Consider the following 20,343-nt stretch of genomic DNA (forward strand, 5'->3'; position numbering starts at 1 on the left):
ACCTGCCGCACCTTTTTAGAAAGTGTTTTCGGAATATTGAAGCAGGACGCTTTGCCGCTTTACCCGGTGGCTGTACCGCGCAGACGGTTCTGATAGTCATGCGCCTGCCAGTTGGCACGGAACTGCCATTGCTCTTCAGGTTGGCGTTTTGCAAGGTTTGCGTCAATCTCGACCTCATCAAAGCCGGCACGCCGCGCCATCGCATATTGATCCGCGAGCACATGTCCACGCGCCCGCAGCCGCCCGGTGTAGCCGCGCAGGCGCAAGGCCCGCGCAATTGTAAAGCCGCGCCCGTCCGCCGAGGAGGGAAAATCAATGCGCACCATATGAAGGCCGTCACAGATCGGGATCTGGTTTGGGTCTGCATCCGAGGGTACATCCAGCGCTTCGGCGTCATTGGCGGCACCAAGAGCCACAAAACCCTCGGTCCAGTCGTCCGGGGCAAAGCCGGTATCAGTCACGATGACAGTCATATCATATCTCCTTGGCGGACCGCTTTGCCGTTCACAAAATGGATTCCGCATTCGTCTTTTTCGGTGTTGCGCCAGCGTCCGGCGCGCGCGTCTTCGCCGCTGCGCACCGGTGAGGTACAGGGCGCACAGCCGATGGATGGGTAGCCTTGCGCGACCAGCGGGTGCCGGGGCAAACGGTTTTCAGCAATGTAATCGGCCACGTCCCCGGCTTGCCAATAGGCGAGCGGGTTCACCTTGATGCGGCCGGTCTCCGCCTCGATCTCGAAATGTTCAAGTGCGGCGCGTTGGCCGGATTGATAGCGTTTGCGCCCGGTGATCCAGCCATTGCTGCCGGCCAACGCCTTTTGCAACGGTTCGGTTTTGCGCAAGGCACAGCATCCGTCCGGGTCATGCAGGTGCATCGTGCCAGTTGGGTCGCGTTGCGCGATATCGGCGCTGCGCACAATCCGCAGGTTGCGCAGGCCCAAACGCTCCGCAAGTTCCTGCTGATAGACCAGCGTCTGCGTGAACAGCATTTCTGTGTCCACAAAGATCACCGGTATGTTGCGATCCACCATGGACGCCAGATGCAACAAGGCCACCGATTCCGCCCCAAAGCTCGACACGAGGCTAAGCGGTGTGATTTCGGCCAGAGCCACCCGCAAGACATCCACCGCCCCATGATGGCGCATGCGCGTGTTCAAATCCTGCACAAGCGCCTGCAGGCCATCGGCCGGGTCGGTGCGCTGGTCTAATGGCTGCGCATCATCAAGCGGCATCAGCCTGCACCTCTGGGTAAAGGGCCGCTTTGAAAGGGGCGAGACCGATGCGGCGATAGGTTTCGAGGAAAGTTTCCTCGGGTGCGTGGCGCAATTCAAGATAGGCCATCACGATCCGCTCGACCGCGGAGGTGATCTCTTCGGCCGAGAAACCGGGGCCTGCACGCTCGCCGATTGTCGCGTCCTCTGATCCGTCGCCACCCAGCGTGATCTGATAGTTTTCGACCCCTGCGCGATCAAGGCCCAGAATGCCAATATGGCCCACATGGTGATGGCCGCAGGCATTGATGCAGCCCGATATCTTGATCTTGAGCGGTCCAATGTCATGCTCAAGCTTGAGGTCATCAAACCGGGTCGCGATTTCTTGCGCAATCGGGATCGAACGGGCCGTGGCCAGCGCGCAATAATCCATCCCCGGGCAGGCGATGATGTCCGAAATCAGCCCGATGTTAGCCGTGGCCAACTGCGCCTCTTTCAGCCGTGCATGCAGTGCGGGCAGGTCGGATTTATGCACATGCGGCAGGATGACGTTCTGTTCATGACTGATGCGCAATTCGTCATGCCCATAGTCCCGCGCGAGATCTGCCATGACACGCATCTGTGCTGACGTGGCATCGCCGGGTGTGGCGGCATGTGCCTTTAGGCTGATCGAAACAATCGCATACCCCGGCGCGCGGTGGTCCGTCAGGTTGGTGTCGGCCCAAGACCGGAAGACCGGATCGTTGGTATAGGCCGCTTCGAAGGTCGCCAGAGACTGTGTTTTGAACTTTGGTGCTGCGAAATCCGCCTCGATCCCGGCCAGAAGCTGTTGGTCAATGCCACCAAATTGCGGACGGATCAGTGCATAGCGCTCTTCGACCCGCGCGCGGAAATCATCGATGCCGTTTTCATGGACCGTGATCTTGATGCGCGCTTTGTATTTGTTATCACGCCGTCCCAGCAGGTTGTAGACGCTTACAATGGCTTCGAGATAGGGCAACAGGTCTTCGCGCGGCAGGAAATCCTTGAGCACTTTGCCGATCATCGGTGTGCGCCCAAGGCCGCCCCCGACGATAACTTCGAACCCGGCCACGCCGTCGCGTTCCAGCATGCGCAACCCGATGTCATGCGCCTTGGTCACTGCGCGGTCATTGGGGGATCCGGTCACGGCGACTTTGAACTTGCGGGGCAGGAACTGGAATTCCGGATGGTCGGTGGACCATTGCCGGATCAGCTCAGCAACCGGGCGCGGGTCAGCAATTTCGTCTGCTGCGGCCCCGGCGAAATGATCTGCCGTCACGTTTCGAATGGTGTTACCGGAGGTCTGAATGGCATGCATCTGCACCTCGGCAAGCGCGTCCAGCATGTCCGGTATGTCGCGCAATTCAGGCCAGTTGTACTGGATGTTTTGCCGCGTGGTGAAATGGCCGTAGCCCTTGTCCCAGCGGTCCGCAATATCTGCCAGCTTGTCCATCTGACGCCCGTTCAGCGTGCCATAGGGAATTGCGACCCGCAGCATATAGGCATGCAGTTGCAGATAGAGCCCGTTCATCAGGCGCAGGGGTTTGAACTCATCTTCGGTAAGCGATCCGTCAATGCGACGCTCGACCTGCGCGCGGAACTGCGCGTTGCGCTCCTTGATGAAGGCACTGTCAAAATCGGTATAGCTATACATTGCTCAATCCTTCTTGCTTGCCATGGGCATAGTTGGAGGGGCCGCGTGCGCGGAAATCTTCGCGAAAATGGATGGGCTTTGGGGTGTCCTCGTTGGGATCGATGTCCGCCAAATAAGCGCCGACCACCACCGAGTGTTGTTGGGCGGCATCAATCAGGCGCAGGTCTGCATCCGCTTCGTCCGTCAGAACTTCGGCCTCGGCCAGATCGCGTGTCCAGCCGGTGGCCGTCTGATAGATTACGTCGCCTTTCAGCAAGTGATTTGCGGTGACGACTTTGGGATTGAACGCTTTGGGCATCAGAGCGCCTCCTGTGCATGTGCGGGCGGGGTGTGAGAAATCAGCGAGGGTGCAAGATCCGTCACCGCAGTGGCTGCCTTGCGTTTGGACAATCCATAAAATGTCAGGGCAGGGCCGGACATTTCTGCGGCCGACAGGGCGGCGGGCAGTGCATCCAGCGTCGTTTCAACGATCCGCTGATCGGGGCGGGATGCGTTTTCAACCAAAGTGACAGGGGTGTGGCGGTCTGCGCCGTGCATGATCAGCCGACCCTGCATGAAGCGCGCAGACTTCTTGCCCATGTAAATCGCGGCCACTTCGCCGGGACGGGCCAAAGCAGCCCAGTCGTGATCAGCAAACCCGGCAATGTTGTGCCCGGTGAGAAATCGCACCGAAGAATTGCGCCCGCGTTTGGTGAGGCTCTGACCGATGGCGGCCACGGCTGCCGAGGCTGCGGTGATACCGGGCACGATCTCCCAGCTGATTTGATGCGCATCAACCGCGTCAATCTCTTCGTCCAGCCGCCCAAACACGGTGGCATCGCCAGATTTGAGGCGGACAACCTGCGCCCCGGTCCGCGCGTGCTTCACCAGCAGCGCGTTAATGTCCTCTTGCGGGGTGGAGGGGCCGAAACCTTCCTTGCCCGCATCAATCATGATGGCTTCCCGGCGGGCCAGCTCAAGAATGGGCTGACTGATCAGGCGGTCATAGATCACCACATCCGCTTCATCGAGGGCGCGTTGCGCTTTAATGGTCAGCAGGTCGGGATCGCCGGGACCGGCACCGATGAAATGCACATGACCGGGGCGCGCCTTGCGGTTCAGATGATCGGCAAGCAGGCCGTCCAAGCCATGGCGAACGGCAACCTCGCCTTGCTTGATCGCTTCGGGGCCGGTTTCAAAGTAAAACGCGCGCCAGAAATCCCTGCGTGGGCGGCCAAAGGGGAGTGCATCTGCCGCTTTGCGAAAGGATTTGCCAATTTTTGCCAGCGCCCCAAGGGAGACGGGCAGGCGGCTTTCCAGATCCGCCTTGATGGCGCGGGCCAGAACGGGTGCGGCGCCTTCGGTGCCGATGGCGATGGTGACGGGATCCCGGTCGACAATCGCCGGCGTGATGAACTGGCTGTCCTGCAGATTATCCACGATATTGACCAGTGCACCGTCAGCCCGCGCGATGGCCGATGTGCGCGCATCTTCTGCGTCATCTTCGTCCGCGGCATAAAACAACGCGGCACAGAGGGTATCACCAGGAGCCAGAGCCCGGCGGTTCAGCGTCAGCTTTCCTTCCTCCTCCCATTTTTGGATTTCCGGGGCGGCCGTCTCGGCAAACACAGTGATGTGTCCGGTGGTTTTGAGCAGCAGCCGCAGTTTTGCTAAAGCAGCCTCGCCACCGCCCGAAACCACGATGCGTCGGCCGTGCACGCGGAGAAAGACAGGAAAATGATCCATATTGATACCTCAAAGTTCTTACCCTCAATATAGAATAAAATTCCGAATATGCGCCATATAGGATGCTTGAAAAGAACGAATGTTCTATTTATGCTGTGTGGGAGAACAGTGAAACACAATGGGGCGTGTATTTGGAATGTCAGTTCGGATTGATGAGACAGACCGGAAAATTCTTGGGGCGCTCCAGCAGGATGCGAGCCAGTCTCTGGATGAAATCGCGGCAAAAGTCGGGTCTTCAAAGACACCGGTGTGGAACCGGATTCGCAAGTTGCGGGAGGCTGGGGTCATTGGCCAGCAAACGGTCGTGCTTGATGCGGAAGCATTGGGGTTTGAGGCGTGCTTTTTCGTGTTGATCCGCACGTCGGAACATGAGGCGGAGTGGCAGGCGGCGTTTCTGAAAGCGTTGCGCGAACGGCCAGAGGTGCAGGAGGCGCATCGGCTGGCAGGAGATATCGATTATATCCTGAAAGTAAGAGTAAAGAATGCGCGCGCCTATGATGCCTTTTATCAGGCGCTGATCTCGGAGGTGCGCGTCCACAATGTAACGGCGCTCTTGTCCATGGAAGAGATCAAATCAACCACGATGCTGCCATTGTGACTTGATCCAAAGGCGCGGCTGCGCCGCATTCCATTCTGGGATTTGTAGCGCCGTGAGCCCCTTAGGCGCAATAGGCGGCGTCAGTAGGTGACGTCCAAGCGCTTGAGGCCGTGAAAGTGGTACGCATTGGCAAATTCGGGGGAGCGGCTGAGGGCGAGATGAGGGCAGGCGGCAAAGAGCCGTTGCAGCCCGATTTGAAGTTCAAGCCTTGCCAGCGGTGCACCGACGCAAAAATGCAATCCGCCGCCAAAAGCCGCGTGTGCGACGGGCGCACGGAAAGGGTCAAAAACATCCGGGTCCTTGCACAGGGTCGGATCGCGACCTGCCGCGCCGAGCACCAGAGCGACCTGCTGGCCGCTGCGGATGATATGGCCGCCGATGGTGGTATCTTGGTAACTGTAGCGCGTGAACATGTGCAAAGGTGGATCGAACCTGAGCACTTCTTCGACCGTTGTGGCGATGTTTTGATCGGTGAGGGCGGAGGCAGGAGTTTCGTGTTCCAGCAAGGCTTTGACGGCGTTTCCCATCGTGTGCACGGTCGCCTCATGTCCGGCATTAAGCAGAAGAATGCAAGTGCCGATCAATTCGTCCCGGCTGAGCTTTTCACCGTTATCCTCGGCGCGCAGCAGGTGGCTGATCAGATCATCTTGTGGGTTACGACGTTTGATGTCGATATAATCGGACAGGAATGCGGTGAATTCGATGGCGGCTGCGTTGGCCGCTTGTTCGGTCTGCAGTGTGCGCCCGGCCTGATACATGGCCACCATTGCATTGGACCACCGCAGTAAATCACCGCTGATGTCTTCGGGTACGCCCAAGAGCCGAGCAATGATGCGCACGGGCAGAGCCGTGCAAAACGCCGGAATCAGGTCACATCCATGCGGGGGCAGTGCAGCGATCAATGTGTCGCATATGTCATGAATATCAGGCGCCAACGCCTTGATTTTACGAGAGGTGAAGGCGCGCAGCACAAGGCCGCGCAACCGGGTGTGATCCGGGGGTTCCAGATCAAGCATGGACACAGCTTCCACAGCGTTGAACGCAGCAAGATGCGGGCGTAGCGGCTCGATCTGATCGGCTGGGGTCGCGCGCCCAAAACCACGGTCCCGCAACACCGACTGCACGTTGGCCGCATCAAAGATTGCTGGCATTTCATAGTCCTGCCAGTAGCGGATCGTGTCCCCGGTGAAAACTTCTGCGTAAAGCGCATAGGGGTTTTGCACAAAGGTGGGGTCCAGCGGGGATTGGATAAGGAGTTGCATATCCGTCTTTAAGGCCAGTTGACAGTGTATGGGAAAGGGGGACTGCGCCGCATTTCAATTTTGGTGGTTTGCCGGTGCGTCCGATCCGATGAAAATCAACTATCCGACAGCGCCTGTATGATCGGAGAGAAATCCTGCGCCGTCAGGCTTGCGCCACCGACCAGCGCCCCGTTCACATGTTCCAACGCGAAAATACCGGCAGCGTTGGCCGGCTTGACCGATCCGCCATAGAGTAGGGGAACTGCGGCCCCGGTTTTGCCCAAGGCGTCGATGAGTTTTGCACGCAGGGCTTGGTGCACCTCGGCAATCTCATCCATCGTGGGGATTTTACCGGTGCCGATGGCCCAGATCGGTTCATAGGCGACAACGAGCGTATCAGCCTTGCTGCCAGCGGGAACTGACCCTGCCAACTGCGTCAGAATAACGTTCAGCGCATCCCCGGCGTCGCGTTGTGAGAGGCTTTCGCCAAGGCAAACGATGGGGATCAAGCCTGCTGCCTGAGCGGCTGTGGCCTTCGCGCGCGCATCTGTATCGGTTTCGCCATACCCCTCCCGCCGCTCGGAATGGCCAACGATCACATGGCTTGCCCCAATTTCCGCGAACATCCCCGCAGAGATATCGCCAGTATAGGCACCGGTTTCGGCGGAATGGCAGTTTTGCGCCCCAATTTTTACGGTGCCCTTCGCCGCCTGCGCGACGGCTTGCGACACGAGATGCGCAGGAGGGCAAAGCAAAATGTCACAGTCGGGGCTCGGATGGCTGGTGTTCAACCTGTCGATCATGGACAGGTCCGCGCGTGCGCCGTTCATTTTCCAGTTTCCCGCCGCCAGTTTGCGCTGCATCTTACTCTCCAGATTTGTGATGTCTCTTGCTAGCAGCCCTGATGCAACTGGGCAAACGCTGTTGTGATAATGTGGCAGGTACCTGACCGTTTCATGTCGTTACGGCGGGGGTATGACCCAAAGGCGTGACGCGTAAAATCTGGTGCGCAGAGATGGCCAAAAAGACATATCCGCGCATCATGCGTCAAAAGAAGTGCGATTTAACTTCCCTGCGTTCGGTTTGTTGCCTGAAAAGCCCGGCGCTGACAGGCACGTACCGCCGTTTTCGCGACCGGGCGCGTTGCCCTAGCCGAATTTGATGGATTCACCGCAGCCGCATGCTTCGGTCACGTTTGGGTTTCTGAACTTGAACCCGGACTCCAGCAGGCTGGTTTCATAGTCGATTTCAGTGCCGAAAAGAAACATCTGCGCCATGGGCGCAATCATCACGCGCGCGCCGTCCTGTTCGACCACTTCGTCGTTCGGGTCGGTATCTTCGACGTATTCCATCGTGTATTCCATACCCGCACAACCACCTTTCTTGATGCCAATGCGCAAGCCGGCATGACCCGCAGACTGCATAAGCTTCGCAACTTGCGCGCAGGCTTTCGGGGTCAATGTGACCGGGGGTTTGCCGGGAATACCAAACATAGGACGTCTCCTTTGCGGTTAATCTAGTTGCTTCACGCGTGCGGAACAAGCGGTCGGGCGGGATTTCCTGCGACCGTGACACCCTGCGCAACATTGCGCGTGACAACAGCGCCCGCACCGACAATCGCATCGTCCCCAATCTCAACGCCGGGCAAGATGAGCGCACCGCCGCCAATCCAGACATTTCTACCGATTTTGACGGGCTGGCCAAACTCAAGACCCGCATCACGACTGGCCGCATCTCTGGGGTGGTCTGCCGTCAGGATTTGCACATAGGGTCCGATTTGCGTCATATCACCGATCCGCACCTCGCAGACATCCAGAACGACGCAGCCGTAGTTGAAGAACACATTGTCGCCCAGATGGATGTTGTAGCCATAATCAGCATAGAAGGGTGTGCGCAGCGCGCAGTTTTCACCCCGACCGCCAAGCCATTCATCCAAGATTGTAATCCGCGTGTCCTGATCTGAACCGGTTGTGGCATTATAGCGACGTTGCAGTTCCTGATTGCGTGCCCGCTCGCGCACCAATTGAGGGTCACCGGGTTGGTAAAACGCACCAGCAATCATCTTGTCTTTTTCGCATGTCATGACAGCGCAGGTCTACATGAACCCGAGTTCAAGACGCGCTTCGTCAGACATCATGTCCATGCCCCAAGGGGGTTCCCAGACAAGCTCGACATCGACCTGCTTGATCCCTGGGATCGGCTCCACTGCGTCCGCAACCCATCCCGGCATTTCACCCGCAACAGGGCAACCCGGAGCTGTGAGGGACATCTTGATCGCAACGGCATTTTCAGGATTGATATCAATCGTGTAAATCAGACCCAGCTCGTAGATATTCACCGGAATTTCCGGATCATAAACGGAGCGGCATGCCTCCACCACCTGCTCATACAAAGGGTGATCCGTCGTTGACGGCGCGATTAGGGGCGCTCCCTCGAGCGGTTCTGGCACGTTGTTCATATCAGGCCTCAATTTTGTTCCTGATCGTTTATATAGGGATTATGGGCTGACCCGTAAAGAGCCAGCGCTGTAGCGGGACACTGATTGTTGTTGTAGCCGGTGTAGCCGGACATTGATAATTGCAGTGAATGACATTGATAATTGCAGCAAACGTGTTTTTCAAAAGCTGCTTTGAATATATCTTTAAAGAGGGTTCAAACCAGAACCGGTTTAAGGGGCGTCTTGGTGCGGCAATCCACGGAGCCAACGTGTCATTCAGTTGGTCGAGCAAAGCAGCTTTGGAGATTTTCTATAGCGGCTCAGAGCTGTCGTTCACCCGAGGGGTCAGTTGCTGCGACGCGGCCCGTCGAAGCGGACCTTGATCGATTGCGCAGAATTAAAGGAAGCAGAGTGATGGCAGAGCGGACAGAGCGGGTGATGACGTCGTTCAATCGGCAAGTGCCGACGGTTGGTTCAACATTCCGGCGCCTACCCGGAGTATTTTGGCGATCTTCCGAGCACCACTAGAGGTAATTCGCCGGCAACGTCGGTTCGCGGGTTACCAATCCTTGCTTTTGCGACGGCTTAGGTACATCCATGTTAGGCTTGGACCTATGAGAAGATCAGATGACGGAAACACACATCTCGGATTTCATGTCCATCCAGAAAACTCGCTACGGCAAGTGTCTGGAGCCAAAAATGGAATGTGGAAATGATGCCATCAGAGCCCACTCTGTACAGAATGCAACGGCACTGAAACTAATCGAGGAAAGCAACCACGTTTACGAAATCGGAATGAAGGTGGTAGCCGGAAAGCCAGAACCAAGCCTCGACCTAATAGGAAGAAAGAAGGCTTCTACGTTCTTGGGACTTTGCGCAAACCATGATGCAAGTATTTTCAAAGCAATCGACACGAAACCGCTATCACCAGACGATATCGAGCAGTTATTTCTCGTTGCCTACCGCTCAGTAACTCGGGAATTGCATACTGTACTCGAAGGGGCAATGAGAGTTCAGTTAGGTTACCAGATGCTTGTCTCGAAAGGTAAGGTTTCGGCTGACAAACCATCAGCACCAGGCATGGAAGCTATGCAGCACATGATGAAGGCCTGGTCTGTATGGAAATATCGCTACAAGTTCTTCGATCCAATTTTTGAAAGCAAAAAGTATTCGCAGATCAAGCATTCAGTATTCAAGTTCGAAGGTGAGCAACCCTGCCTTGCGGCATCGTCTTTCTTCTCGGTAGATTTGAAGCCTTGGGGCAAACCATTTGCTGCGTTAATCCTGAACATTATTCCGTCTGGACCAACTGAAACGACAGTCATCTTCAGCTATGCAGGCGCTCATTCAGGCAGAGCGAGAAAATATACGGCGCCTGTTATGACCCAAAAAGGCGAAGGCAGGAAATATGAGCTCTCTTACATGCTTATTAACAGGGCGGAGAACTTCTTCCTTTCGCCAAGAATTGTTGATGCATGGTCGGGCAAGAAGAAAGAGACAGTAGTTAACGCCTGCATCCAATCTGTGTTTGGCAGCCAACCCAAAAGGGTGTCCGACCTCATGCTATTCTGAGGGCAGCGGCGCAATTTCGATATGTGATTGGAGCCTTGGGTTCTCAGCCGACTTGCGGCGGCGCGTGGATATCCATCGCTCATTGCCGCCTCCGACCGTAGCTCACGGCCCATTGCTGACCTTCACCACCCCATCATGATGCTGCGGTGAGGCCCGCATGGCAGATATTAGTGTATTTTGAACCGGATCAAGCAGCTTCGCGGGAATGAACCGACCTGAGCACCAGTGATGCTAAAGAAAATTGAAGCGTGACTTGAGCTTAGTCATCATCTCTTCTTCTCGGTCATTTATCACGTCCAAGTCCCAGTCATTCCTTGCCAATGCATCTTGGGTCCATATCCAAGAACTGCCACCCTTCTTTTTGATGTACTGTATCTTTTCGGTAAAAGGTTTGCGAGCCATCTGAGTATTTGTTCTACCCGAGACCAGCAGAAGGTTCCCGAGACGGTTCGAATTCTCCGCCCAAGCACCATCAGGGAAACGAGAATCCCAAAATCCCTCATCACCGGGTTTTCGAGGCAAGACGTGTTCAATTGTTACCTCCGAATTTTCAACTGACCTATTGTCGTCGCCAGAGATCCACTCAAGCCACAATAGACAAGCTCTCAAACCGCGAATTGAATAAGCATCTGTTATTAGAGCATTTTCAAAACTATTCCACTCGGAAGGGCTTAGTCGCAGACTATCAAGTTCCGACAGTTGTTTCTTTCCAGCAATTAGGGCTTCGAAGTCACTAATCATTTTACCGAACCTGCCAGCTCTTTGACCATCGGGAGCCTTTGTGATTGCCAAGAAGACAACTATCGCTGCAAGTTCCATCAAAATTTGTTCGTAATTCTTTAACTTGTCCTTCTGTCGGGTGAGGAACAGAGCAGGTGCCTCCCAATCCTTGAAACCGGCGCGACGACCGATCTCCACCAGATTTCGGACAGTTACGTTGTCAGTTGACTGAAGGTATTCAAACGATGAGACAAAGCTTGGCAGTTCAGTCTTTAGGAACGCTTCAGCGGCAGCGGCAGTTTTTAGGCGGTTCAATACATCGTCGTGCAGAGGATTTTGAGTTCTGGCACGAATATAGGTCATTCTCATATGGCCGATTAAATCTTGAAAGCGCTTTCTTTCAAGTTTCCCTTCATATTCTTCCCACTTCTCAGCAAATTTTGCCTTCTGACTATCCGCTAAATTTGTCTTCTCAAGAATACTAGCTTTCAGAATGTCAACAGGATGGAGGTCGATGCCGCGATCGTTCAAGATGGCAAAAATTCGCAATGCGCGCAACTTGTTGTCTGCTCGCAAGACAGCGATGAAAGACTTTTGAAGAATAAACTTACCAAAATCTGCAAGTTCAATTTGGCTTAACTCTGCACATTTACTTTTGAAAAATTTGAAGTTTTCATTGAACCTTACCCCAAGATTTTCTTCAAAATGGTTACCCTCCTTTTTTGTGAGAATTGCTTCGAAGAGCGGCTGGACGCGCGTACCTGGAAGAACAACCATTTCTGCTTTCGTCCCTGCAAACTCATCTTCTTCCGAAATGAAATAGCGGGTGAGTTTTCTGGCTCTGTCAGGATCGTCAATGCTATGGGCAAGCGCACAGAGTAGTAGTTGAAGCGTCACGAATCTCTGTTGGCCGTCAACAATTTCGTCGCGACCTAGGGCCTTATCATGCACTAATACAACGCTTCCCAAGAAGTATCCCGAGCCCTCTTCTCCTTCTTCTCGCCATGCGGAAAAAAGATCATCCCACAAACTCTCGGCATTGTCGCGAAGCCAAGAATAAGGTCGCTGATAGTATGGGACTACATATCGTTTTTCATTGAAAATCTGATGGATGGTTTCCTCTTTTGCGCTAAACATCTTTTGGTCGTTCATCAAAATTGCCCTTCTTATCCCGCCTTCAATGTTGGCAGCCTACATGTATGAGTTCGACAGTTGAAGCTCGTATCTCTATGCACCACGCTAAGGCTCAATAACTCTGAACACGGATGGCAGTTGGATCAGTTCTATCTATGCAAAAGGCGCATGAATGGCGCGTAATGGAAGTCTGCTTTTGCAAGATTGCATTGTGAGTTGGCTACCGCAGCGAATGGCCGCAATCCGCCCGAGGTGCCTTATCGCGATGTCCGCTTAGGGCTGGCAACAGTCAACCGACTAAAACAGTCGGGTGTCGGCTTGGAATCCAGATCGACCGATGCTGCTTGATGCCCGATGACAGCTGAGCACAGAAACCGAACTTTGCAAAGCTCCGTGATTGCCCTTAAGCAGCATTGTAGTACGCCTGTCCATCGTTACAACTAACTGATCTCGACCCATCTTGCGACCGCAGCTGAAAGACAGCAGACTTTCGCAGGTTGAACGGGTCTTGCCATTTTCAGAATAGCCCGAAGAAAGGTATAGATAGATGAGTAAGCAAATACATAAAACCGAGAAAGGTCATCTAGGTCAGTATGAGGATTGGTGGAATTTCGACGAAGATAAGCAAATTGTCACCCACCATTGGGATCATGTAACAGTCAACGGACTTAGCTCAAAATCGGGTCATAAGACATATACCGTGGAAGAATTCCTATCAGGCCCAAACCACGAAGGAGCAAAGGCGGCTCTACGGAAGGAAACTGCTTCTTGAAATTTCCCCGTTTCCCATAAGGCAGACAACGCCTAATTCATTTTTGGTTGGCTTTTCTGATGAAACTGGCCTGTTTCTGCCATTTTCCGATGTATCAAAATGCTGGGATGGCAATTCGCGTTCCCGGCTTGCGGGTTGAAGAATCTGCGCCCAGACGATCATGGCAAGCATGTCCGCTCCGAACTGTACGCTCTCTGATGCCACTGCATCAACGGGGATGCTCTGCAGCGAAGAATGTAGAATCGGATCAAACGCCATCACTGACGATCACCGGAAGGTCGTTGGATTCGCCCGGCATCATTGACCGCAAGGACGGTGCCGGACGCGACGTCCTAGGCAGCGGCATAGTACGCGCCCGCCGAGGTTGGCAATACATGCGCGGTGCCATTGCTATCCTTGGCATACAGTCCGGCTATATACGCAGCCGTCGTGACCTTGGCGCGTGCCGGGGATCCGGGGCGCAGGTTGAAGTTACCATTGGCCGCATTAACAAAGAGCGGGTCATCGCCGACGAACGCACCGTTCCGGACATTGTGGTTTTGCGCAACCGTGAAGCGGGGATCGCCCGCCACATCCGTGGCCATGCGCATCTGCCCGTCCGGGTTCCAGGCGAGGTTGCCGATCAGCTCGATGCCCGACACGATCTGCTGGCCCGCCCGGTTGACACCGAAGGTTGCGATCCCATCGATGCTGATGTCGCGATAGCTGCCATCGGTGTTGGTGTTATAGAGCGTGTTGAACCGCGCCTGGACGCGGCGAAAGTACCCGATGTCCTGCTGATCCTTTGTGCCGTGGCGCTGATAATGGATGCCGACACGAGACAGGTTGGCCAGCCTGTTGTTGACCAGATCAATGTCCTCGACAATCAGGTTGTCACCACTGTCGTTGCCGTCTTCCTCGCGCGCGATCACGATGCCTGCACGGCACCGCTGAATGATGTTGCCATCCACCAGAATGCGGCGCACATCCGTTTCGCCCGCGTCCAGATAGATGCCATACCGGACGACGTCCTCGATCCGGTTGCCGGTGATTTCCCCGTCGACCACGTGGTTCTTGAAGTCGATGCCGTACTGGCGGCTGTTGTGGATGTAATTGTTGTAAACGTAGGCATAGCGCAGGCTGTTGGCGATGGTGATCGCCTCGCCGACGCCGCCGGGTTCACCGAAGGAGTTCGTGACCGTGTCATTGTAATCGGTCACGACATTGGTCTGGGTGACCTCGTTGTTTCGGATCGTTATGTGGCGCGTGCGGAACGCATCATTCGCCGCGACCGCCAGCTCTGGCCGCTCGCCGCAGGCCATGATGCCACTGAGGCCTGTGTGGCGCACCAGACAGTCCTCGATGATGTGATTGCCGGTGACCGTGTTCTCGCCAGCGCCTTTGATGAACACGCCGTTGCGCCACACATATTCAATGGTCAGACCTCTGATGGTCACATAGTTCCTGCCATCGATGCGAATGCCATCGCGGGTCGCATTGTCCTGGGCAACACCAGGGCCGCCATAGGCCAAATGCTGCTGCAGATCTCCCCGGATGATCGCTTGGCTCACCTCGCTGGGCAGGGTTGCGACGGTGATCCGGCTCGCGGCTCCGCCATTCAAAAGTACTTCAAATGGATCATAGACACCGGGGCGCAGGATCAGCGTATCGCCGGGGATCATGACCGCCTGTGCGGCCTGCGGCGTGGCAAAGGGGGCCAGCACCGTGCCGTCGCCGGTCGTGTCGTTTCCGGAGGGAGAGACCTGAACTTCAACGGGTGCGCGCAACGCAATACTCACGGCCAGATCGACCGTCGCCGATCCACCGGAGTTCGTCGCGGTGATCGTCACCATTTCGGATCGCAACGCGTCATCGATGGTGGCGGTGCTGCCGCTGATCGTGATCCAAGACGGGCTGGCGGAGTAGGTCAGATCAGCGCCGGTAAACCCGGCGGCCAGATTGACCGATGAGGTGCCGGTGCCTTGCACCTCCTGCACCGGCGCAAGCGTGCCTGCCACGGGGGCAGGGTATCTGATGATGCTGGCGGGTGTCTGGATGGTCTCTCCATCCGACAAGGTCAGAACGACAAAGAGGTTCTCAAGATCATTTGTGCTGGCATCAGGTGCGTAGGTTGCTGTCGTCGCCAGTTCGCCTGCCGATGACGTGCGCCAGGACTGGCCGGTGACCGTCACGCCGTCCGGCAGACCAGCGACGGCAAAGCCGAGGCTTGCGCCGCTTTGGGCCGTCGGCCCGTATGTGGCGTTGCGCGTCAGTCCCGTGATGCGTGCCGCGATCCCGCCAAGCAGGCCATGACCCTTGAGCAGCAAACCAGCGGATGCAAGCTTATGACCTGTCAGCAACCGCATGATCAGATCGCGGGGTTGCGCGCGATGACAACAAGCGTGCCGGTGCCATCCACAAAGAGGAACTGATCGGCATCAAGTGCCATGCTTTCTGGTTGAATGCCGAGATACGCCCCGTGATCACCCGCATCGGGGGCCGTGTTGGTCTCGAGCACGTAAAACTCGCCCACACCGCGTTTGAAGTTGATGGTGACGTTTTGCTCACCGGATGCGATCAGCGTCGGACCTGTGATGTGTGTGCTCTTCGTCGGCATTATAAATCCCCTTTCGAACGGGCTTTAAAGATGGTGAACACCGCCATGACAGCGCCCATGATGAGCACGCTCCAGACCGGCAAAAGAATGGCAAACCCCGACACATCGTCCATCATGACGGCCAGCACCCACGCCGTGGCTCCGATTTGCCAAAAGAAGTAATCAAGCACGCAATCCCAACCAGCCGCATCGCGCGCTAAGTATTGCCATGCCTCCAGCACCAGCGGGATCACCAGCGCAAGGACGAGGCCCCAGTCTCCCCCCAGCAGCGCGAAGGCCCCGGCAAAGATCGCCGCCCCGGCGATCATGTGACCGCCCTGGTTCAGCCCCGCGACATAGGGCTGGTCTTTGAAAGTCTCAGGATCAAGCAGGCGCATTGAAAGCCTCCATTGCTGTGAAAAATGACGTGAGTGTCTGGGTGATCTGGGAGGCGTTCGTGGCCGTCTCGATGGAGTTGATCGCGCCCAGCCGGACGGTCTCGAGGGCCGCGCCCACGCTCTCCCACTGAAAGGCGAGATTGATATAGACCTGTGCGACCTGCGTGGCGCTCTGGGCCGTGATGCCGATTTCTGCTGCAATTAAGGGATAGGATGTGAGGTCCGTCGGTGTAACCGGCTCAGCCAGAAAGGCGCGCGCCTGCGCTTCCTTGCGCAGATACATCATCTCCTGACCGGGCAGATCGGTGACAAACCGGCGACGGATGATCTTGGCTGCCGCATTGACAGATGCAATGGCCTCGGCGCGCTCCTTGGCGATCTGGTGGTCGAGACTGGACTGGCTGCGGTTCAGGGTCAGGATTGGATGATCCTCCGCTCGGTCGGCAGCGCGGGCAGGGGGGCCGCGACGCGGATCTGATATTCGCCCGGATCGGGCAGCGAGATGACCTCGGTCTGACCTGTGCTGGTGATCTCGGCCATGATTTCATCTCCGGCAACATCCGCGACCTCGATGACGGTGCCCGCCGGGCAGTTCGCGATTGTGTGGACGGTGCCTGCCGAGGTGACGACAGGCGACAGGGGGCGCAGAACCAGCGTGCCGTCAGTCTCAATCATCCGCGCCAGCAGGTCAGACGCAGACAGGCCCGCAGGTGCCGCAACCGCGCCCGCAGGCAGCGTGGCGGCGCGACCGGCCACGGTAATGACCGTGCCCGTGGCGATGTACCAGACGATCATCTGACCACCCCCTGAACCCGCATGACAACCTCGCGGATATTGTGCTGGGCTGGGTTTGAGCTGTTGTTGCTCAGGCCGACACGCAATTGCAGCTGCGCGGCCTCATAAGGTCCCTGAATATGCCCGACCCGCTGCAGGACGCTCCATGCCTGTGAACTTTCGTCTTCCCTGACCAAAGGTACTGACCAATCGCCCCATACTCCGGTCACCAGATACCGTATCCGAAACGACGCCGTGGTGGTGACGCTCGATGAGGATCGGCGCACGTCGCATTTGAGGTACATATGCTGGACCAATGGCTCGGTCTGTGCCCCAAGCAACAGCTCATAGGCGAGATCACCGTCGCCGACCCCGATGCTGTCGGGCGCGAGCAGCTCGTAGATATCCGATATCGCCCCGACCTGCAGCGAGTTGCGCGCGATCAGCTTGTTGAATTCGGCATTGCCCGCCTTTGTGATCTGCCAGCCGGTGGTGCCTGCGACAAAGTCCGAGGATCGCAGCGCTCCGCCAAAGACCGACAGGCCCGAGACGGAAAATGCAGGCGCATCAAGATCATCAGGCCGGATCCGCAGATCAAGTGTCGTCACCGGCAGCAGGGCCGTCCAGGCGGCAGGCCTGAAGACCACGAACCGGGCGCGCACCACATAGTCCTTGGCGGGCAGAATGCCTTCGGCAACCGTGAAGGACCCAGCCGCCACGTTCAGCGTCGATCCCCTGACGATGGAGGTGCCGTCTGCTGCACTGACCTCATATTCAAGACCGCGCACGTCTTCCTGCTCGCCGTCCCATGTCAGCAGGATCGCGGGGCGCGCGGGGTCACCATTCTCATCCTCGATGGAGGCCGCCGCGACCGCAAAACCCGTGACCTCCTGTGGCGCAAGCGGGGTCACAGAACTGGACCCAAGCGTGGTTTCAATCTCAAAGGAGCTGGACCAGGCTGCATCATCCGGATCACGCTCTTTCAGCGTGACACGCTGGGTGCCGGACACCATCGGATCGATATGGGCATCCACCTCGAAGGCCTTGCCCGCATAGCCGTGGCGTTCCGAAGTCCAGGACACCACGTCAAGCGCTTCGAGCATCAGCGCATCGGTGGGCAGTGTGAGGACATGGCGCACCACGCGGCGCTCTTCCTCGACATAGGCGCGCATGATCCGCTGCACCTGATTTGGATAGGGGGCCGCGCTCAGGGTCAGATCGGCCACACGGCGCTGCGCGGGATCGGCCAGCGCATAGTCGGCGTTGTAGCGCGCAGGCGCATCGCGCGGCTCCCAGAGCGCGTCCGGATCGGGATAGGTGACCGCGACGCCGTTGTAGGGTTCCTGCTGGGCGCGAAAGGGGCTGTATTCCTCGCTCTCACTCACGAGGATATCATCGTCAGTAAAGAAATAGACCGGCAGGCCGGGCCCACCGAGCCGGATCTTCCAGACCCCGCCATTTTCCGCAACTTCGCCCGAACAGGCGTTCAGCAGATCGTCGATGATCTCCGCAGGCTCGTCATCGGCAAAGACCTCGAAGGAGGTCCGGTATTGCGGCTCGGTGCCGCCATCGGCCAGCGTGATCGCCACATCCGCCTTGTTCATCGCAGCCCACCAGTTGGCCAGTGGCAGATCGGCGGCGTCACAGCCACCGCCCCAGATATAGCCACCGCCGAAATCGATGCCGCGCTTGATGTTGTAGATCTGCACGGCAGGGTTTTCTGACAGCTCCCAGGTGCTGCGATCCGCCCAGCGGTGCGCGCCAAGCCCGCCGACCGAGCTGTCCTTGCGCGGATCATAAAGCGGGATGCCCCCGCAGATGAAACGCACGTTCGGAAAGCTGGAATAGATCTCGCGGTTATAGCGAAACGTGCAGATCGCATAAGGAATGCCGCGCCCGATCATGTCGGCAGTCCAGGGCCGGTCGGGATGATCGGCGTACCAGTTCATCAGGTTCACTGCAGCAGCCGTTTGGGTGCCGTCGTAGAACTTGACCCAGCCATGGTCCTGGAACCGGCCCTTGAAGCCAAACCCGCGACCCGGCCATTCGTTGATGCCAAGGGTGACGCGCTCACCATCCACGATGATGCCTTGCAGCGTCTGACCGGGAATATCGCCCAGCTCGATGACATAGGTCAGATATGCATTGGGCACATTTGTGCCGGTCCCCGAGCTCATCATAGGTGCTGCCAGCGTGCCTTCGGTGGCATAGACACCCATGATGAAGGACGCCGGATTGGTTCCCCCGGTCTGGGTCTGGGAGGTACGGATACCCGGCGAACGGCTGCGCCCTCCTGCCTTGGGTGTGCGCATCAGTGCCGCGCGCAGGGCCGAGAGGGCAACGGTGGTCAGCAGCTGGGTGGCAATCGGATAGGCCGCTGCGAATGAGCTTAAACCCGCAAAAGCTGCGCCACCGAACCCTCCCGTCGCGACCGTGAGCCCGATTGCTGCGACTGCGACACCGACCTTGCCCATCTCAGACCTCCAACACGTAGGTCGCGGCGGTCAGAGGCACCAGCCCCAGACCCGCACTGCGCAACACGTAGATGCTGCTGCCCTGAACGATGCCAAGGGCGGCGAGGCCGTCCTCCGGAATAACCGCACCATCCCCTTCACAGGCCATTGCAACGGGCTTTGAACGCAGGGCGCTGCGCGCCAGATCGACGTGATCCGCATAGCCTGCGGCGCGCAGCAGTTTCAGACCGCCCTTGGTCGTGGTGTATTTGCCGCGATACTCGAATGCGTAGTCATAGCTCGTCATGGCGCGGACACCGCCTGCCAGAAACAGCGCGCAATCATGCACGCCCTCTTCAAAGGGCCTGCGCGCCGCCTCGTGCAGGTAGGCCAGCAGGTTGGTGCGCCAGTCGGGCAGGCGCGTAGGGTAGTAACCCGCACTCATGACCGGCTCCCTTTGCGCAGCTCGCCCCATGCGGTCTCTATGGAGCCGCTGATATCTGCGTATTTGCGAAAGGCGTCCGTGGCATGGCGTGCGCGCAGGGCCGTGTCGGATTTCTTCAGGGGAAGGGTGCGGGTCAGCACGCGCGCGGCACTTTGCACCGACATTTCGCATTTGGCCTCGCCTCCAAGGGCAGGTCGGGTGAAATCCAGACCCTTGATGTAGCCCTTGTAGCGCCGTACCGGGTCCGCGATCAGCGCTCCCGTCTGCGGATCAAAGTTGGCGATGTGAATGTCGCAGCGCGCATCGTTGGTGTCATAAAGCGCCACCGCCGCCTGGAACTCGGCCGAGGCGGGTGAGAACGTCAGCCGCGTGGTGCGCACCGTCACACCTGTCTCGCCCACAATCGGGGCAATCTGGATCAGCGACCCGGCCCCATAATAGGGTCGGCTCACGCCATTGATCATGAAGTCGCGATGATCTGCGCCTGTCCAGAACCCGACCGAGGTAAGATCACCTGTCGCACGCTCGCGCACTGTGACCCAGACCAGCAACTGGGCATGACGGGCACCGCGCGATTGCAGATGGGCCAGAAGGGCGGGGGGAAGATCAAGCAT

General features: G+C 57.3%; 22 protein-coding genes. 3 read left to right on the forward strand and 19 right to left on the reverse strand.

Annotation, left to right across the window (positions count from 1 at the left end; translation table 11 throughout):
• Positions 1-59 precede the first annotated feature (59 nt).
• Genes K5Q35_RS01930 through cysG form a run of 5 tightly spaced genes read right to left on the reverse strand, consistent with a single transcriptional unit; the run spans position 60 to position 4,610 of the window.
• Positions 60-473, reverse strand: a complete 414-nt coding sequence (locus K5Q35_RS01930) for a DUF934 domain-containing protein (protein WP_220798217.1) — start codon at positions 471-473, stop codon at positions 60-62.
• A complete protein-coding gene (locus K5Q35_RS01935) occupies positions 470-1,231 on the reverse strand; it encodes a phosphoadenylyl-sulfate reductase (RefSeq protein WP_220798218.1) in 762 nt (253 codons plus the stop codon). The genes K5Q35_RS01930 and K5Q35_RS01935 overlap by 4 nt, the downstream gene beginning before the upstream one ends.
• Positions 1,221-2,885: a nitrite/sulfite reductase gene (locus tag K5Q35_RS01940; RefSeq protein WP_220798219.1), complete on the reverse strand. Its 1,665-nt coding sequence runs from the start codon at positions 2,883-2,885 to the stop codon at positions 1,221-1,223. The genes K5Q35_RS01935 and K5Q35_RS01940 overlap by 11 nt, the downstream gene beginning before the upstream one ends.
• Positions 2,878-3,183: a DUF2849 domain-containing protein gene (locus K5Q35_RS01945; RefSeq protein ID WP_220798220.1), complete on the reverse strand. Its 306-nt coding sequence runs from the start codon at positions 3,181-3,183 to the stop codon at positions 2,878-2,880. The genes K5Q35_RS01940 and K5Q35_RS01945 overlap by 8 nt, the downstream gene beginning before the upstream one ends.
• Positions 3,183-4,610, reverse strand: a complete 1,428-nt coding sequence (cysG, locus tag K5Q35_RS01950; RefSeq protein ID WP_220798221.1) for a siroheme synthase CysG — start codon at positions 4,608-4,610, stop codon at positions 3,183-3,185. The genes K5Q35_RS01945 and cysG overlap by 1 nt, the downstream gene beginning before the upstream one ends.
• A 136-nt stretch (positions 4,611-4,746) precedes the next feature.
• Here cysG and K5Q35_RS01955 point away from each other — a divergent pair, with 136 nt between their 5' ends.
• The gene (locus K5Q35_RS01955) at positions 4,747-5,208 is read left to right on the forward strand and encodes an Lrp/AsnC family transcriptional regulator (RefSeq protein WP_013961398.1); all 462 of its coding nucleotides are present in this window, start codon (positions 4,747-4,749) and stop codon (positions 5,206-5,208) included.
• A gap of 80 nt (positions 5,209-5,288) precedes the next feature.
• Here the strand turns inward: K5Q35_RS01955 and K5Q35_RS01960 are convergent, their stop codons facing one another.
• The 5 genes from K5Q35_RS01960 to K5Q35_RS01980 form a co-directional block, all read right to left on the reverse strand.
• Positions 5,289-6,470: a cytochrome P450 gene (locus tag K5Q35_RS01960; protein ID WP_220798222.1), complete on the reverse strand. Its 1,182-nt coding sequence runs from the start codon at positions 6,468-6,470 to the stop codon at positions 5,289-5,291.
• A 95-nt stretch (positions 6,471-6,565) separates the two neighbouring features.
• Positions 6,566-7,312: a triose-phosphate isomerase gene (gene tpiA / locus K5Q35_RS01965; RefSeq protein WP_220798223.1), complete on the reverse strand. Its 747-nt coding sequence runs from the start codon at positions 7,310-7,312 to the stop codon at positions 6,566-6,568.
• Positions 7,313-7,597: 285 nt separating this feature from the next.
• The gene (locus K5Q35_RS01970; RefSeq protein WP_013961401.1) at positions 7,598-7,942 is read right to left on the reverse strand and encodes an iron-sulfur cluster assembly accessory protein; all 345 of its coding nucleotides are present in this window, start codon (positions 7,940-7,942) and stop codon (positions 7,598-7,600) included.
• 32 nt (positions 7,943-7,974) lie between these two features.
• Complete coding sequence (locus tag K5Q35_RS01975) at positions 7,975-8,532, reverse strand: sugar O-acetyltransferase (protein WP_220798224.1); 558 nt, start codon at positions 8,530-8,532, stop codon at positions 7,975-7,977.
• A gap of 12 nt (positions 8,533-8,544) precedes the next feature.
• Positions 8,545-8,907 (reverse strand): SUF system Fe-S cluster assembly protein, encoded by a 363-nt coding sequence (locus K5Q35_RS01980; RefSeq protein WP_013961403.1) that lies wholly within the window; start codon positions 8,905-8,907, stop codon positions 8,545-8,547.
• 606 nt (positions 8,908-9,513) lie between these two features.
• On the opposite strand from K5Q35_RS01980, the gene K5Q35_RS01985 reads away from it, so the two are divergent.
• Entirely contained in the window at positions 9,514-10,458 is a 945-nt protein-coding gene (locus K5Q35_RS01985; protein WP_220798225.1) for a hypothetical protein, read from the forward strand.
• A 231-nt stretch (positions 10,459-10,689) separates the two neighbouring features.
• Here K5Q35_RS01985 and K5Q35_RS01990 read toward each other — a convergent pair whose 3' ends face one another.
• A complete protein-coding gene (locus K5Q35_RS01990) occupies positions 10,690-12,330 on the reverse strand; it encodes a DUF262 domain-containing protein (protein ID WP_220798226.1) in 1,641 nt (546 codons plus the stop codon).
• Positions 12,331-12,859: 529 nt separating this feature from the next.
• Here K5Q35_RS01990 and K5Q35_RS01995 point away from each other — a divergent pair.
• Positions 12,860-13,084: a hypothetical protein gene (locus K5Q35_RS01995; RefSeq protein WP_220798227.1), complete on the forward strand. Its 225-nt coding sequence runs from the start codon at positions 12,860-12,862 to the stop codon at positions 13,082-13,084.
• Between the two features lie 332 nt (positions 13,085-13,416).
• Here K5Q35_RS01995 and K5Q35_RS02000 read toward each other — a convergent pair whose 3' ends face one another.
• The 8 genes from K5Q35_RS02000 to K5Q35_RS02035 form a co-directional block, all read right to left on the reverse strand.
• Entirely contained in the window at positions 13,417-15,429 is a 2,013-nt protein-coding gene (locus K5Q35_RS02000) for a right-handed parallel beta-helix repeat-containing protein (RefSeq protein WP_220798228.1), read from the reverse strand.
• 2 nt (positions 15,430-15,431) lie between these two features.
• Complete coding sequence (locus K5Q35_RS02005) at positions 15,432-15,680, reverse strand: hypothetical protein (RefSeq protein WP_220798229.1); 249 nt, start codon at positions 15,678-15,680, stop codon at positions 15,432-15,434.
• Complete coding sequence (locus K5Q35_RS02010; protein ID WP_220798230.1) at positions 15,680-16,057, reverse strand: hypothetical protein; 378 nt, start codon at positions 16,055-16,057, stop codon at positions 15,680-15,682. The genes K5Q35_RS02005 and K5Q35_RS02010 overlap by 1 nt, the downstream gene beginning before the upstream one ends.
• The gene (locus K5Q35_RS02015; protein WP_220798231.1) at positions 16,044-16,340 is read right to left on the reverse strand and encodes a hypothetical protein; all 297 of its coding nucleotides are present in this window, start codon (positions 16,338-16,340) and stop codon (positions 16,044-16,046) included. The genes K5Q35_RS02010 and K5Q35_RS02015 overlap by 14 nt, the downstream gene beginning before the upstream one ends.
• A gap of 131 nt (positions 16,341-16,471) precedes the next feature.
• Positions 16,472-16,852, reverse strand: coding sequence for a hypothetical protein (locus tag K5Q35_RS02020; RefSeq protein WP_220798232.1), 381 nt, complete (start codon positions 16,850-16,852; stop codon positions 16,472-16,474).
• Positions 16,849-19,305 carry a phage tail protein gene (locus tag K5Q35_RS02025; RefSeq protein ID WP_220798233.1) on the reverse strand — a complete coding sequence of 819 codons (2,457 nt, stop codon included), beginning with the start codon at positions 19,303-19,305 and terminating at the stop codon, positions 16,849-16,851. Before K5Q35_RS02025 ends, K5Q35_RS02020 begins: the two co-directional genes overlap by 4 nt.
• 1 nt (position 19,306) lies before the next feature.
• Positions 19,307-19,729 (reverse strand): DUF6950 family protein, encoded by a 423-nt coding sequence (locus tag K5Q35_RS02030; RefSeq protein WP_220798234.1) that lies wholly within the window; start codon positions 19,727-19,729, stop codon positions 19,307-19,309.
• A complete protein-coding gene (locus K5Q35_RS02035) occupies positions 19,726-20,343 on the reverse strand; it encodes a hypothetical protein (RefSeq protein ID WP_220798235.1) in 618 nt (205 codons plus the stop codon). The genes K5Q35_RS02030 and K5Q35_RS02035 overlap by 4 nt, the downstream gene beginning before the upstream one ends.

Source organism: Roseobacter sp. OBYS 0001 (genome assembly GCF_019654895.1).
GTDB lineage: Bacteria > Pseudomonadota > Alphaproteobacteria > Rhodobacterales > Rhodobacteraceae > Roseobacter > Roseobacter litoralis.

Coding starts and splice junctions, on each gene's coding strand:
- K5Q35_RS02000 (WP_220798228.1), bottom strand. CDS start 15,429: ATGCGGTTGCTGACAGGTCATAAGCTTGCATCCGCTGGTTTGCTGCTC.
- K5Q35_RS01970 (WP_013961401.1), bottom strand. CDS start 7,942: ATGTTTGGTATTCCCGGCAAACCCCCGGTCACATTGACCCCGAAAGCC.
- K5Q35_RS01960 (WP_220798222.1), bottom strand. CDS start 6,470: ATGCAACTCCTTATCCAATCCCCGCTGGACCCCACCTTTGTGCAAAAC.
- K5Q35_RS01945 (WP_220798220.1), bottom strand. CDS start 3,183: ATGCCCAAAGCGTTCAATCCCAAAGTCGTCACCGCAAATCACTTGCTG.
- K5Q35_RS02025 (WP_220798233.1), bottom strand. CDS start 19,305: ATGGGCAAGGTCGGTGTCGCAGTCGCAGCAATCGGGCTCACGGTCGCG.
- K5Q35_RS02030 (WP_220798234.1), bottom strand. CDS start 19,729: ATGAGTGCGGGTTACTACCCTACGCGCCTGCCCGACTGGCGCACCAAC.
- K5Q35_RS01985 (WP_220798225.1), top strand. CDS start 9,514: ATGACGGAAACACACATCTCGGATTTCATGTCCATCCAGAAAACTCGC.
- K5Q35_RS02005 (WP_220798229.1), bottom strand. CDS start 15,680: ATGCCGACGAAGAGCACACACATCACAGGTCCGACGCTGATCGCATCC.
- K5Q35_RS01935 (WP_220798218.1), bottom strand. CDS start 1,231: ATGCCGCTTGATGATGCGCAGCCATTAGACCAGCGCACCGACCCGGCC.
- K5Q35_RS01955 (WP_013961398.1), top strand. CDS start 4,747: ATGTCAGTTCGGATTGATGAGACAGACCGGAAAATTCTTGGGGCGCTC.
- tpiA (WP_220798223.1), bottom strand. CDS start 7,312: ATGCAGCGCAAACTGGCGGCGGGAAACTGGAAAATGAACGGCGCACGC.
- K5Q35_RS01990 (WP_220798226.1), bottom strand. CDS start 12,330: ATGAACGACCAAAAGATGTTTAGCGCAAAAGAGGAAACCATCCATCAG.
- K5Q35_RS01940 (WP_220798219.1), bottom strand. CDS start 2,885: ATGTATAGCTATACCGATTTTGACAGTGCCTTCATCAAGGAGCGCAAC.
- K5Q35_RS01930 (WP_220798217.1), bottom strand. CDS start 473: ATGACTGTCATCGTGACTGATACCGGCTTTGCCCCGGACGACTGGACC.
- K5Q35_RS02035 (WP_220798235.1), bottom strand. CDS start 20,343: ATGCTTGATCTTCCCCCCGCCCTTCTGGCCCATCTGCAATCGCGCGGT.
- K5Q35_RS01975 (WP_220798224.1), bottom strand. CDS start 8,532: ATGACATGCGAAAAAGACAAGATGATTGCTGGTGCGTTTTACCAACCC.
- K5Q35_RS01995 (WP_220798227.1), top strand. CDS start 12,860: ATGAGTAAGCAAATACATAAAACCGAGAAAGGTCATCTAGGTCAGTAT.
- K5Q35_RS01980 (WP_013961403.1), bottom strand. CDS start 8,907: ATGAACAACGTGCCAGAACCGCTCGAGGGAGCGCCCCTAATCGCGCCG.
- K5Q35_RS02015 (WP_220798231.1), bottom strand. CDS start 16,340: ATGTATCTGCGCAAGGAAGCGCAGGCGCGCGCCTTTCTGGCTGAGCCG.
- K5Q35_RS02020 (WP_220798232.1), bottom strand. CDS start 16,852: ATGATCGTCTGGTACATCGCCACGGGCACGGTCATTACCGTGGCCGGT.
- K5Q35_RS02010 (WP_220798230.1), bottom strand. CDS start 16,057: ATGCGCCTGCTTGATCCTGAGACTTTCAAAGACCAGCCCTATGTCGCG.
- cysG (WP_220798221.1), bottom strand. CDS start 4,610: ATGGATCATTTTCCTGTCTTTCTCCGCGTGCACGGCCGACGCATCGTG.